Source organism: Micromonospora sp. U21, from assembly GCF_018070045.1.
Lineage (GTDB): Bacteria > Actinomycetota > Actinomycetes > Mycobacteriales > Micromonosporaceae > Micromonospora.
Genome location: NZ_JAGPYK010000020.1, coordinates 75,913 through 89,861, shown reverse-complemented (window position 1 = coordinate 89,861; position 13,949 = coordinate 75,913). Strand labels below are relative to the sequence as shown.

Below are 13,949 nucleotides of genomic sequence, written 5' to 3'. Positions count from 1 at the left end.
TACTCGGGGAGGGCAGTGATGGTCGAGGGGCACGTCGTACTGATCCATGGGCTCTGGTCGTCGCCGACGACCTGGGATCGGCTCGAGCAGGTCCTGAGGGCGGACGCCGACCTGTCAGGGATCCAGTGGGCCCGGTACGGGTACCCGTCGCCCAAACTCGGCATCCCGTTTCTTCCCCGCCGGATCCCCGACCACGACGACATCGCCCAGGCCCTGGATTCCTTCGTGCAGGCCCGCGTGCCGGACGATGGACCCTGGGCCGTGGTGACCCACAGCCAGGGCGGCTTGATCCTTCAACGGTATCTCGCCTGGAAGGTCAACGACGGGCGCGGGCGTGACCTTGCCCGGATCCGCTCGATCGTGATGCTCGCGTGCCCGCACGAAGGCAGTGATTACCTGCGCCTTTTCCGGAATGTGGCAGGGTTCGGCTTTCGTCCGCAGACCGAGTCGCTGCAGCAGTTCCGCACCGACGTCGCCGCCTCGAAACGTACGGTACTGAACCAGATCACCAACGCGACTGCGGTCAGTGACCGGACCTGCCCCATCCCGGTCCATGTCTACGCGGGCGACAGCGACAACGTCGTGCGCCGGGTCTCGGCCCAGGCCACCTTCCCCGATGCGGGGGTGCTGCCCGGAGACCACTCTTCGATCCTCGACCCGGCCTGGCCGGGTAGCGTCACGGCGGAGACCATCCGGCGACATCTGGTCACCGACTTCTCCGCACCGGCGCCATCGGCACCCGTACCCCCGCCCGTAGAACAGAGCACCATCACCATTGCGGATAGCTCCGGGTTTCAGATCGGCAACAGCAACACCCAGATCAACCGGATCGACCGGTGAACGTGACCATCTCCGGCAGTTCCGGGTTCCAGATCGGTGACGGCAACATCCAGATCAATGTCGCCGGCGAATCCGCCACCGTCCAGGCCACGGATGTCTGGTGGTCCACCGTCTGGTTGCCGGCCACCGAACCCGAACTGAGCAGCGACATGGTGCTGGCCGGGCGGCAGGCCGCAGCCGATGCCCTACGAGCGGCCCTGACGAGCGACGAGGCCATCATCTCGGTCAGCGGTGACTTGGCCGTGATGGAGTTCAAAGCGTTCCTGGCCGCCGCGCTGGTCGGCAGCCCGCTCGCGAAGCGGGCGTTCTTCGTCGGCGGCGCGACCACGCTCACCATCGACGGCGACGCCGCGAACCCGCCGATCCTGATGCTGGCGGCCGGCACCGAACCGTCAAGTCTGCCGTTGACCGGCTCCCACAAGATCGTCCTGTTTGGTCGGGGGGCCGTTCGACCCGACCTGACCGTTCCCGCCGTCGACGGGATCGCCGTCGCGCGAATGCTGACCGCCTCGCGCACCGATCAGAGCCAGGAGGTTCGGCTCGGCGCGCTCGCTCGCCGCGGCCTCGAACAGCTACGCCGGGCGCTGTCGCGCTTCCCGCAGTACCCGGAGGCCAGCTGGGCGGTGACCCCGGACCGAGTATGCCGGCGGCTGAGCCTGCTCGGCGAGTTCACCGCTAGGGACTCGCAGATGCTAGCCGGATTCGCGGGTGTGGCCCACGACCTGCTGGAGGACACGGCAGGTCATCTACTCACCGACCCCGACCGGCCGTTGTTCGGCCGGCTCGGCATTCACTGGTACCTGCAGGAACCGGAGGACGCCTTCCTGCTGTTGCGCACCAGTTTCACGGCTCAGGACCTGGAATCATTCGCGGACCTTGCGGTGCGGGTGCTGCGCGACGGCGAACCAGCCTCGCCGGTCCTGCGCCGTGGCGTGACACGCACCCTGCTCATGCTGGCCGTGCACGGCGACGACCTGCGGTACGGCCAAACGGCGCGGCGCGGCTCCGTGATCGCCGATGCGGTCGTCCATGAGGTGCTTGCCAGTAGGTCACCAGCGAGGTGGAGATCGCTGACCGACGTGATCGGGACGATCGCCGAGGCCGCGCCGGGCACCTTCCTGGACGCGCTCTCGCACGCACCGGAGTGGCAGGCGGCGATGTTCGGCTCGGAAAGTGACTACCCGGCATTCCTGTGGGCTCTGGAACTGCTGGCCCGAGCCGTCGAAAACTTCGACGAGGCGGTGGACGCGCTAGCCCGGCTGGCCACCGTGGACCCCGGTGGACGGCTGTCGAACCGGCCGTCGGAGTCGCTGGCCGGAGTGTTCGACTGCCGGTTCCCTCAGACACGAGCGTCGCGCAGGCACCGGCAGCGGGCGCTGCGGCGGATCCTGCAGGACCATCCCACCGTCGGCCGGCAGCTGCTCCGGGACCTCCTGCCCCACGGCGGCGTCATCCGGACCGCTCACCCGCAACCACAGGTCCGGCAATGGCCGCTGCCGGAAACGGACCCACCGAACGAGGTGTACCAGGCGTTCCGCGACGTCGCCGCGCTCGCCATCGACGACGCCGGCACGGATCCGGTGCGATGCGCGAAGCTGGTGCCGTCTATCGACGCGATGCCGGCCGAGGAAGGCGCGGCTTTCCTGCAGGCTCTCGCTGACCTGCCGGTCCCCGACCGGATGCCGCGCCGGCAGCTGTTCGAAGCCCTCACGGATCTGGCGGCGTTGCACCAGGGGCACGCCGACGAAGGCTGGGCACTGCCACAGGAGCAGGTCGACGAGGTGGCTCGCATCGCCGGACTGTTCCGACCGGACCACGCCGCCGACCGCCACCATTGGCTGTTCGTCGAATCGTGGCCGCGCCGCGGTCGCGGCGACCGCATCACCGGCCTCGGGCTGTATCAGGCCCGGACCGCGGCGGTCGCGGAGATCGTGTCCGAGGCCGACGGCTTCGCGGCCCTGCTTGCCCTCGCGGACGAAACCGGACACGGCGAGCTCATCGGCGAAGTCCTGCCACGCCAGCCCGACGAAGGCTCGCTGCTGTCCTGGCTCACCGGCGAACGTCACCATCTCGCCTTCGAATACTTTGCCACCCAGATCCGCAACGGCCCACCAGCCCGGCGGGGCGATCTACTCGCCGACGCTGGAGATGCCGCCCGCAGGGCAGCGATCCTGCTCGCGTCCCGGGATGAACGCTGGGCACTCGAACAGTTGCCCACCCTGGACACTCTTACTGCGGACGCCTACTGGCGCGGCTTTCCCAGTCTTGCCCTCGACTCCGACCTCGTCGCCGAGGTCGCGGCCGGTCTGTGCGGCGTCCACCGGTTCACCGCCGCGCTGGAGCTCATTGCCCTGTACGGAAACAACGCTGACACCGCCGAGGTTGCCCAGCAGGCCATCATCGCCGCAGAGGGACTCATCGCTGCCGGCACCGACGCCGTGGAGTCTCATCTCGTGTCGCGGCACGATCTGCAGAGCGTGATCGACCTTTTGGCGCGGCATCTCGACGTCCTCGACCGTCACCGGGTCATGAACATCGAACTCGGTTTCAGCGCCGAACTCGGCGGCTTGAACCCCCGGCTGCCGGTTACCGCGGAGCTGATGGAGGAAGATCCGGCGGTCTTCGCGACCATCGCGATAACCATCCTGCAAGGCCCGACTCGCGCATCGAAGATCGCCGCGTGGTACGCGGTCAGGGCACCCCGCCGGTGCCCCGGTTCGGCCCCCGACGGCTCGGTCCAACTGGCGGCGCTGCTGAAATGGACGCACGAAGCACGGGAACAGTTCGCGGCGGCGGGCGTGCGAGCGTTCGGTGATCGGCGCATCGCGGGAGTCCTTGTGCACGCGATTCCCGCATCGCTGGAGGTAATCGGCGAACTGATCGAGAAGATTCGCAGCAAGGACCTCGAACGCGGAATCGCGACCGCGCTCTACAACCGGCGCGGCATGACCATGCGTGCACTTACCGACGGCGGAATACAAGAAAGGACGCTCGCCACACACTACCGCGACCTGATCGATCGCGCTCAGGACTTCCCTAGGCTACAGGGTGTCCTGCGGCAACTAGCGGACGGCTACGTGGACGAAGCACACGACGAGGACACACAGGCCGAGGCCTATCTCCGCGACCTTTAGCTAGTGACGCCCAGAGTTAAGGCTCCGCGTCACACGGAAGCACTCGGTCACTCCTTTTCGTCAACGCTGAGACGACAGCAGGCGGGTTGGAGGGGCTTCTCGGCGCCGACGACGAGAGCTGACCTAAGCAGCCCGGCTGACACCTTCGGTCTTCCCGAAGAGCTCACCGACCGAGAAGGGCCTGGTAAGCACGTTCCCGGATCGCGCTTATGCACCCGGAGGCCGGCAGCGCGGCCACGTATCGCCATCCCGCGTCGTACGTGACCAGGCGGACCGCTCGGCCCGGGAGTGGTTTATGAACGCTGCGCAGTCAGGCGATCTCGGCTTCGTTGATCGGCAGCCGCACGTGCCCCGGCGGGTCGACCAGCATCTCCACGCTGGCCTCGCCTCGAGGGCTTTTCGCCTGCGAAGTCCGCGGCGCTGCGCCAGCGCACATAATCCGCATTGCGGTGCCGCGGTGACTCGCTGATGGGACGTCGGCGGAGGTGCCAGAGGCCAGCTAGGAGCAGCGCAGCGCGCCGTGCGCCGCCCCATTTACCGCTCCGCCGGCACCTACAAGGTTGAGGGCACGTCGCCTAGGGCACGTGTCCACCCGCATTGTTCAACCCGAACCTCAAGCTGATCCTCCGGCCCGCGGTTGTCGTGCTAGCGCCGCCGATTGCGCGCTGAGGCAAAGACGGCGGGCGGCCAGCCGCCGCCCCTGCTCCCAACCTGCTCGATACCGTTGGGTGCAGTTCCGCGCCATTCGGTGCACTTCAGCGCCGTTCAGCGCGCCCCGCTGCTCCCACCCCGCTCCCCCATCATCGCTGGGGCGGCCGTGGATGCGACGGTGGTCTCGGTCGTCAATTGGCGTCTTTCCCTTGATCAGCAAATCGGTCTTCAGTGGTACAAGCCCCCGTCAGGTGGTGGATCGGCCCGTCAAGCGTGGTCAGTCTGCTCCCGCTGCCACCCCACCGGCCGGCGATGATCTCAGCGGCGATGCTGACCGCGGTCTCCTCCGGGGTGCGGGCGCCCAGATCCAGGCCAAGCGGGGAGGCGAGCCGCGCCAACTCGTCCTCGGTCAGCCCGACCTCGCGTAGACGGGCCAGCCGGTCGTTGTGGGTGCGTCGGGATCCCATGGCACCGATGTAGGCGAGTGGCAGCCGCAGCGCCACCTCCAGCACCGGTACATCGAACTTCGGGTCGTGGGTCAGCACGCAGACCACCGTCCGTTCGTCCACCCGGCCGGCTTCGACCTCCGCCCGTAGGTAGTTGTGGGGCCACCCGACCACGACTTCGTGCGCCTCGGGGAAGCGGCGTGTGGTGGCAAACACCGGCCGGGCGTCGCAGACCGTGACTCGGTAGCCGAGGAAGGTGCCGATCCGGGAGACCGCCGCGGCGAAGTCGATCGCGCCAAAGACGATCATCCTGGGCGGCGTCGCGTGGGTGGACACGAAGAGCAGGAGTTCATCCCCGCGACGCTGCCCGTCGTACCCGTAGCGCAGCATGCCGGTGCGGCCGGCCGCCAGCAGGCCGCGGGCGTCGTCGGTCGCCGCTGCGTCCAGCCGGTCGGTGCCGAGTGAGCCCGCGGTGCGGTCGCCCCAGACGACGAGTCGCCGCCCGAGCCGGCTGGCGGGAGCACTTTCGCCGCCGTCTCCGCCGGAGTCGCCGTCTCTGCCGGCGGACACGCAGGTGACCACCGCGACCGGGATGCCCGCCCGGATAGCCCCGGCCACCTCGCCGAACTCTGGGAAGCCAGCCGGGTCGATGCGCTCCACGTACACGTCGAGGATTCCGCCGCAGGTCAGCCCGACGGCGAACGCGTCTCCGTCGCTCACCCCATAGCGCTCCAGCGCCGGCACCCCGGCCTCCATGGCCTCCTGAGCCACCTCGTAAACCGCGCCCTCCACGCAGCCGCCCGAGACGCTGCCCACCGCGGTGCCGTCCGGGCCGACCAGCATGGTGGCGCCCGCCGGGCGTGGCGCGGAATGCCATGTCGCCACAACAGTGGCAAGGCCGACCGGCTTCCCGGCCTTCCACCAACGCTCTAGTTCATCCAGTACTTCACGCATACTCGATCACCCAACTGTCACGATCCGGTTAACCGTGCTTGACCTCACAGAAGTCCCACCTTAGTGTCCTCTATACCGGACGTCATGTCTCAACCTGAGGGCATCTAGGGAGGACCGAATGCGTGTCCGCAAGGGTCTGATTGCATCGCTTGCCCTAATCGCACTAGGGGCAACAGCCTGCGGGTCGAACTCCGGCAAGGGGTCCTCCGACTCCTCGGGCCAGGTCACAATGCGCATCGCTGGCAACACCAATGCGGCGGCCCTGCCGGTCTGGTTGGGGATTCAGCGCGGCTACTTCAAGGACTGCGGGATCGACGCCAAGTACACCGTGGTCCAGAACATCACCACGCTGCCGGCCGCGCTCGGCAGGTCCTTCGACCTGGCGCTCACCGTTCCGCCGGTGCTCATCAGCGCCGCCTCCCAGGGGCTGCCCGTGGTCGAGGTGGCCGGGGCGACCCTGAACTCGCGGGAGAACCCGCAGACCTTCCTGGTCGCCAAGGAGGGCTCGGGCATCAACACTGTGGCCGACCTGCGCGGGAAGAAGCTCGGCGTCCAGACGATCACCGGCAGCACGCACCTCGGCACCAAGCTGTGGCTCAAGCGCGCCGGCGTCCCCTACGACAGCGTGCAGATCGTCCAGGTCGACGGGCCCGCCATGGCCGACCAGCTACGCTCCGGCCGCGTCGACGCGATGGAGACTCTCGCGCCGTTCTCGACCAGCGTCCTGAAGCATGGCAAGAGCATCGTCGACCCGCAGGCCGCGGTCGCGTCGACGGTCTCCGGCATCTTCTGGGCGGCGGACGAGAAGTGGGCGTCCAGCCAGAGCAAGGCCATCAGCTGCTTCCAGCAGGGCCTCAAGAAGTCCGCCGACTTCATCGGCAGCAACACGGACGAGGCCAAGCAGGTCCTGAAGCAGCAGACCAAGCTGCCCGACGACATCGTGAACGGCACGGACCTGCCGACCTACACGGCAGAGGTCCGGCCGGACGACCTGAAGCTCTGGGAGGACGCCATGAAGGAGGTCGGCGGCTTCAAGGGCGACGTCGACGTCAAGAACCTCGTCCTCGCCGGCTGAGAAGCACGAAAGCCGTGAGTACCCGGACGGAAGGAGTGAGCGGGGCGATGTCGACGGTGCCGGCCATCCTCCGGGCGGCCGACCTCCCCGGCGCTCCTTCCGGGCCGCTCGCGGGGCTCCGGTTCGTCGTCAAGGATGTCATCGACGTGGCTGGCATCCCGACGACGGCTGGCAGCCCCGCATGGGCGTCCTCGCACCCGACGCCCCGCGAGTCCGCGCCCGTCGTCGACGCGCTGCTCGCCGCGGGCGCATCGCTGGTCGGCAAGGCCATCAGCGACGAGCTTGCGTTCAGCCTCAACGGCACCAACCCGCACTACGGCACTCCCCGCAATCCGGCCGCTGTTGGCCGCATCCCCGGCGGCTCGTCCTCCGGCTCGGCGTCTGCGGTGGCCGCCGGCGAGTGCGACTTCGCGCTGGGTACGGATACCGGCGGATCCGTCCGGATACCGGCCTCCTACTGCGGCGTGTTCGGCTTCCGGCCCAGTTGGGGCCGGATCCCGGTGGCCGGGGTCACCGCCCTCGCCCCGTCTTTCGACACGGTCGGCTGGTTGGCGCGCGACGCGCCCATGATGCTGCGCGTCGGCCAGGTGCTCCTCGGGCCGCCGCCGGCTGAACCGCCCCGTCCGCCGGTCTTTGTGCCCCTCGTCGAGGGCCTGGAGATCGCCGACGACGGGATCGCCGATGCCCTGCGCGCCACGCTGCGGTCACGCTTCCCCGGCCGGGTGGCCCCCGATCGGCGCTTCGGCATCGACCTGGCCGAGTGTGCCCGGATTCGGGGCGTGATGCAGAGCTACGAGACCTGGCAGCTGCACGGCGGCTGGGCACAGCAGCACGCGGACGAGCTGGGCACCGGCGTCCGCGCCCGGCTGCTGGCCTGCGCGCAGACCACGCGGGCCGACTACGACCGGGCCTGTGCCGACCGGGACGCCATCGCCGCCCTGCTCGACGGTGCCGTCGAACCCGGAGAGGTGCTGTGCCTGCCGGCAGCGCCGGGCCCGGCGCCCTCCCTCTCGGCGCCCCTCGCGGAGCTGGACCGGCAACGCGTACGCCTCTTCCGGCTCATGGCTCCGGCCGGCCTCTGGGGCGCCCCGCAGCTGTCCGTGCCGGCATGCACCGCCGGGACGGCGCCGGTCGGGCTGGGACTGATCACCCGCCCCGGCGAGGACCTCTCGCTGCTCCCTCTGTGGAATGACGCCCCCTAACAACTGGAGAGACTTGGCCATGCGCGCCATCGACGTCCACGTCCACCTGCACACGACCGAGGCCGACACCGCCCGCAAGGACGCCCAGCAGGTCTTCGGATCAAGCGGTAGCTCCGCCGACCTGTTGGAGTACTACACCAGCCGCGACATGGGCGCGGTCATCTTCGACGTGGACAAGGAGACCACCACCGGGCAGCGGATCGACAACGGCGCGATCGCCGAGCTGGCGGCGAAGTCGGGCGGCCGGCTGATCGGGTTCGCCTCGGTCGACCCGAACAAGGGCGCGGCCGCGCTCGAGGAGCTCGAGCGGTGCGCAGCGCTCGGCCTTCGCGGCCTGAAGCTCCAGCCGATCACCCAGCAGTTCCACCTGGCCGACCCGCGTTTCTACCCGCTCTGGGAGTTCTGCCAGGCACACAACTGGCCGCTGCTGGTGCACACCGGTACCACCGGAATCGGCGCCGGCTCCCTGGGTGGCCGCGGGCTGAAACTCAAGTACGGGCACCCGCTGCCCGACGTGGACGACGTCGCCGCCGACTTCCCGGACCTGAACATCATCGCCGCGCACTTCGCCTGGCCGTGGCACCTCGACCTACTCGCCATCGCCCGGCACAAGGCGAACGTCTGGGTGGACCTCTCGGGCTGGGCGCCCAAGTACATCCCGGACGAGGTCGTCAAGTACCTGAACAGCGTCATCTCCGACCGTGTGCTCTTCGGGTCGGACTACCCGTGGCTCAACCCGGACCGGTGGATGGCCGAGTTCCAACAGCTGCCGATCAAGGACGAGGTACGCGAGAAGGTGCTCCTCACCAACGCCCAGCGCCTGCTGGGGTGGGACGCGTGACAGCCGTGGCCGACGACGGGACGATGCTGAGCAAGGTCATGTCGGTCGAGCAGGCGCTCGCCCCCATCGCCGACCACTCCACCGTCATGGTCGGCGGGTTCGGCGGGGCCGGCACCCCGGTGGCGCTCCGCGAGGCCTTAGCGCTGCGGCAGCTGCGCCACCTGACGATGATCGCCAACAACAGCGACTTCGGTAGCTTCCTCTACCCCGGCGGCATCGAGCGGGTCATCTGCTCCTTCCCCGTCGGCCACACCGCTCCCCAGGTACTCGCGGCCGTCGAGGCCGGCGACGTCGAGCTGCAACTGGTGCCCCAGGGCACGCTCGCAGAGCGGATCCGGGCGGCCGGCGCCGGGCTCGGCGGGGTACTCACCCCCACCGGACTCGACATGGAGTTCGGCGCCGCGTACCAGGCGATGGAGTTCAACGGCCGGCGGTGGCTGCTCGTCCCGGCGCTCCCCGCCGACGCAGCGCTGATCAAGGGCGCGATCGGCGACACCCGGGGCAACATCGTCTGCCGCTACGCCGGCATCAACTTCAACCCGGTCATGGCCATGGCCGCGCGGTACACGGTGGCTCAGGTCGAGCGCGTGGTACCGGTCGGCGAGGTCGACCCGCAGGCCGTGACGATCCCCAGCGTGCTCGTCGACGCGGTCGTCGAGCTACCCACGAAGACGGCGGAGGGCTGACATGCCGCGGGAACGCATCGACATCTCGCGCCGGGTGGCCGCCGACATCGGACGGGGTTGGTCGGTCAACCTCGGCATCGGTATCCCCACGCTGTGCGCGCAGTTCATCGCCCACCCCGAGACGCTGGTGCAGAGCGAGAACGGCATCCTCGGCATGGGCGGGCCGCCGCCGCCGGGGCAGGAGGACCCGGACCTCGTCGACGCCGGTAAGCGGCCGGCCACGATCGTGCCGGGCGGGTGCTTCTTCGATTCGCTGATGTCCTTCGGCCTCATCCGCGGCGGCCACCTCGACCTGGCCGTGCTGGGCGCGTTCCAGGTCGGCGCCAACGGCGACGTCGCCAACTGGCGGCTGCCCCACAAGAGCACCGGCGCGCTTGGGGGCGCGGCCGACCTCGCGGCCGGTGCCCGCCGGGTGTGGGTGGCGATGGAGCACGTCGGCAAGGGCGGCGAGCCGCGGCTGCTGCGGACGTGCAGCTACCCGCTGACCGCCCGCGGCGTGGTCGGGCGCGTCTACACCGACCTCGCCGTCCTGGAGCCGAGGGGCGACGGGCGCTTCGAGGTGATCGAGCTGGCCGAGGGGGTCAGCTTCAACGAGGTGCAGGAGCGCACGGACGCCGAGCTGGTGGCGGCGACCGCTGCAGAGACCCCGAGGGGAGAACACGCACGTGCCTGACATGCCTCCCGAGCTGCGGACCATCTCGACGGCGGAGCTGGCCCAGATCGTCCGCGCCTTTGCCGACTCCGACCTGCGGGAGCTGCGCCTGGTGGTCGGCGACGTCGACCTGCTGGTGTCCCGCAACGAGCAGGTCGACGGCGCGGCCCCGGCCCGTCCGGCGGCCCCGGCTCCGGCGGCCGCCAGCGCTCCGGCTCCGGCTCCGATGACGGCCTCGGCGGCCTCCGCGCCGTCGGAGGCCTCCACTGCGGACGGCAGTGCGCCGGCGGTGGACCGTACCGGCCTGGTCCCGGTCCACTCCCCCGCGGTGGGGGTGTTCTACCGCCGCCCGGCCCCGGACAAGCCGCCCTCTGTGGAGGTCGGCTCCGCGGTCGCAGTCGGCGACCCGGTGGGGACGCTCGAGGTGATGAAGATGTTCACCACCGTACCGAGCGTCGTGGCCGGCACGATCGCGGAGATCTGCGTCGAGGACGCGACGCTCGTCGAGTACCAGCAGGTGATCATGTACCTGTCTCCGGCTGCGGGCGCCTGACCGGCATGGCCATCCGCCGCGTACTCGTCGCCAACCGCGGGGAAATCGCCGTCCGGATCATCCGGGCGTGCCGGGACGTCGGGATCGAGACGGTCGCCGTGTTCTCCGAGGCCGACCGCGACACCCTCGCCACGCAGTTGGCCGACAAGGCCGTCTGCATCGGACCCGTTCAGGCCAAGCACAGCTACCTGAACGCCGACGCTCTGCTGGTTACCGCCCTGCACACGGGCTGCGACGCGCTCCATCCGGGCTACGGGTTTCTGGCCGAGAACGCCGAGTTCGCCGACGAGTGCGCCCGCAACGGCATCCAGTTCATCGGCCCGCGCGGCGACACCATGCGCGGGCTGGGCGACAAGCTCCCGGCCCGGGAGACGGCCGAGCGGCTCGGGATCCCCGTGGTCCCCGGCGGCACGCTGGACGGCAGCGCGGCCTCGGCCGGCGCGGTGCTCAAACAGATCGGCCTGCCGCTGCTGGTCAAGGCCTCGGCCGGCGGCGGCGGCCGAGGACTGCGGCGGGTCGACGATTCCGCCGACCTCGCCGGCGCGCTCGCCCAGTCGGCCGCCGAGGCCGACGCCGCGTTCGGCAACCCGACGCTGTACGTCGAGCGGTACATCGAGCGCGGCCGGCACATCGAGGTGCAGATCGTTGGCGACCGGTACGGGAACGTAATCCACCTGTTCGAGCGCGACTGCACGACGCAGCGTCGGTACCAGAAGCTGGTCGAGGAGGCGCCGTCGCCCGTCCTGGACGACGCGGCGCGCAAGGCGATCACCGACTCCGCCTGCCGCCTGGCCCGTGGCATGGGCTACGAGGGGGCCGGCACAGTGGAGTTCCTTTTCGACCTGGACACTGGCGAGCACTACTTCATCGAGATGAACACCCGCCTGCAGGTCGAGCACCCGGTGAGCGAGCTGCTGACCGGGCTGGACCTGGTGCGGCTCCAACTGCTGGTCGCGTCCGGCGAGCCGCTGCCGGTGAGCCAGGACGAGGTGACGATGAGCGGTCACGTCATCGAGTTCCGGGTCAACTGCGAGGACCCCGGAAACGGCTTCCTGCCCGCCGCCGGGACGGTGCGGCGCTGGCGTCCCCCGGCCGGCCCGTGGGTGCGGTTGGACACCCACATGGAGCAGGGGCAGGCGGTGCCCCCGTACTACGACTCGCTGCTGGCCAAGCTGATCGTCTGGGGCGACACCCGCGAGCAGGCACTCGAGCGGTCCCGACGCTGCCTGGCCGAGTTCGCGGTGGACGGCGTCCCGACGACGCTGCCGTTCCACTCGTGGCTCGTCGCCCAGCCGGACTTCATCTTCTCGAACCTGCACACCACCTGGGTGGACGGTAACTGGAAAGGGGCTCGCCGACCGTGAGCAAGCGCGCGGGACTCATCGACACCACACTGCGGGACGGCAACCAGTCGCTGTGGGCGACCCGCATGACGACGGACATGATGCTGCCGATCCTGCCCGCCATGGACCGCGCCGGATACCACTCGCTGGAGTTCATGGCGACGGTCAACATGGACGTCTGCGTCCGGTTCCTGGGTGAGAACCCGTGGGAGCGGATCCGGCGGGTGCGCCAACACGTCCGGCACACGCCGCTGCGGATGATGGGCATGGCCTACTTCTTCAGCATCTCCCGGGTGTACCCGGACGAGGTCGTGGAGTTGTTCAACAAGACGGCCGCGCGGGCCGGGATCGAACACATGTGGATCACCGCCGGGATGAACGACGTGCGCACGACGGAGGTCGGGATCCGGGCGGCCCGGGAGGCCGGCTGCCGCACCGAGGGTTCCATTCAGTTCACCATCAGCCCCGTGCACACCGACGAGTTCTTCGCCAACGCGGCCGCCGAGTTCATCGCGCTGGGCGTCGACGCGCTGATCGTGAAGGACGCCGGTGGTCTTCTCACGCCGGAGCGGGCCGCCACGCTGTTCCCAGCGCTGCGGCAGGCGTGCGGCGACGTCCCGATCTACTGCCACTCGCACTGCATCACCGGCATGGGACCGGCGGCCAACATCGCCGCCATCGAACACGGGGCATCGGCGATCTGGACCTGCACGGCCCCGCTGGCCAACGGCCCGTCGCTGCCGGCCGACGATGCGATGAAGCGGAGCCTGCACCGGCAGGGGTATGAGACCGGCGTCGACGAGGAGGCGACCGCCGAGATCGCCGCGTACTTCCGCGACCTGGCGGCCCGGCTGCGCAAGCCGACCGGCACGATCGCTGAGTACGACCCCGGCTACTACGTACACCAGATGCCGGGCGGCATGCTCGCCAACTTCCGCGAACAGCTCGTCCAGGTGGGCATGAGCGACCGGCTCGCGGCGGTGATGGAGGAGATGCCGCGCGTCCGCGCCGAGTTCGGGTACCCGAACGTGCAGACCCCGTTCTCCCAGTTCATCGGTACCCAGGCGCTGCTCAACGTGGTGCACGGCCGCTACGAGGTGGTCCCGGACGAGATCCGCAACTACCTCCTCGGCTACTGGGGCCGCACCCCGGCGCCGGTCGACCAGAACCTGCTCGACCGGGTCGCGCGGGGCGAGGATGCGGTGACCGGGCGGCCCAGCGAGCTGGCCGAGCCGATCCTCGAGCGGGTACGCAAGCAGCACGGCCCCTTCCACACCGACGAGGACCTGCTCCTGGCGACCCTGTTCATGCCCGAGGTACTGGAGGAGATGCGGGCCTCGCAGCGGAAGAGGGCGGGTAACAACCTCTCCATGGCCGACGCGGGGTCGATCGCTCAGCTGGTCCGCGAGGCGGGCAAGATCCCCGGCGTGAAGCACGTCCGCCTGACCGTGCCGCGCTGATCCGACGCGGAAAAGGGGGCGGGGACCGATCGGTCCCCGCCCCCTTTTCCGCGATCTCGGACACTTGGCGGGCCCGCCATGGCACCGCCGAGTGTCCGAGATCAACAACAGC

11 protein-coding genes are annotated in these 13,949 nt (G+C 69.7%); 10 read left to right on the top strand and 1 reads right to left on the bottom strand.

Going from position 1 to position 13,949, the window contains the following annotated elements; translation table 11 throughout:
* Window positions 1–18: 18 nt before the first annotated feature.
* The gene (locus KBX63_RS23925; protein ID WP_210914470.1) at window positions 19–840 is read left to right on the top strand and encodes a triacylglycerol lipase; all 822 of its coding nucleotides are present in this window, start codon (window positions 19–21) and stop codon (window positions 838–840) included.
* Window positions 837–3,974 carry a hypothetical protein gene (locus tag KBX63_RS23920; protein WP_210914469.1) on the top strand — a complete coding sequence of 1,046 codons (3,138 nt, stop codon included), beginning with the start codon at window positions 837–839 and terminating at the stop codon, window positions 3,972–3,974. The genes KBX63_RS23925 and KBX63_RS23920 overlap by 4 nt, the downstream gene beginning before the upstream one ends.
* Before the next feature lie 842 nt (window positions 3,975–4,816).
* Here the strand turns inward: KBX63_RS23920 and KBX63_RS23915 are convergent.
* A complete protein-coding gene (locus tag KBX63_RS23915) occupies window positions 4,817–6,025 on the bottom strand; it encodes an XdhC family protein (protein WP_210914466.1) in 1,209 nt (402 codons plus the stop codon).
* Window positions 6,026–6,254: 229 nt separating this feature from the next.
* On the opposite strand from KBX63_RS23915, the gene KBX63_RS23910 reads away from it, so the two are divergent.
* Genes KBX63_RS23910 through KBX63_RS23875 form a run of 8 tightly spaced genes read left to right on the top strand, consistent with a single transcriptional unit; the run spans window position 6,255 to window position 13,837 of the window.
* Window positions 6,255–7,100, top strand: a complete 846-nt coding sequence (locus KBX63_RS23910) for an ABC transporter substrate-binding protein (RefSeq protein ID WP_210914464.1) — start codon at window positions 6,255–6,257, stop codon at window positions 7,098–7,100.
* Between the two features lie 47 nt (window positions 7,101–7,147).
* Window positions 7,148–8,302, top strand: a complete 1,155-nt coding sequence (locus KBX63_RS23905) for an amidase (RefSeq protein WP_210914460.1) — start codon at window positions 7,148–7,150, stop codon at window positions 8,300–8,302.
* Window positions 8,303–8,321: 19 nt separating this feature from the next.
* Entirely contained in the window at window positions 8,322–9,143 is an 822-nt protein-coding gene (locus KBX63_RS23900) for an amidohydrolase family protein (RefSeq protein ID WP_210914457.1), read from the top strand.
* Window positions 9,140–9,829, top strand: coding sequence for a CoA transferase subunit A (locus KBX63_RS23895; protein ID WP_210914456.1), 690 nt, complete (start codon window positions 9,140–9,142; stop codon window positions 9,827–9,829). The genes KBX63_RS23900 and KBX63_RS23895 overlap by 4 nt, the downstream gene beginning before the upstream one ends.
* A gap of 1 nt (window position 9,830) precedes the next feature.
* Window positions 9,831–10,502, top strand: coding sequence for a 3-oxoacid CoA-transferase subunit B (locus KBX63_RS23890; RefSeq protein WP_210914452.1), 672 nt, complete (start codon window positions 9,831–9,833; stop codon window positions 10,500–10,502).
* 1 nt (window position 10,503) lies between these two features.
* A complete protein-coding gene (locus tag KBX63_RS23885) occupies window positions 10,504–11,034 on the top strand; it encodes a biotin/lipoyl-containing protein (protein WP_247662983.1) in 531 nt (176 codons plus the stop codon).
* A gap of 5 nt (window positions 11,035–11,039) precedes the next feature.
* Window positions 11,040–12,398, top strand: coding sequence for an acetyl/propionyl/methylcrotonyl-CoA carboxylase subunit alpha (locus KBX63_RS23880; protein ID WP_210914444.1), 1,359 nt, complete (start codon window positions 11,040–11,042; stop codon window positions 12,396–12,398).
* On the top strand, window positions 12,395–13,837 hold the full coding sequence (locus KBX63_RS23875; protein ID WP_210914442.1) for a pyruvate carboxylase subunit B: 1,443 nt from the start codon (window positions 12,395–12,397) through the stop codon (window positions 13,835–13,837). Before KBX63_RS23880 ends, KBX63_RS23875 begins: the two co-directional genes overlap by 4 nt.
* Window positions 13,838–13,949 lie beyond the last annotated feature (112 nt).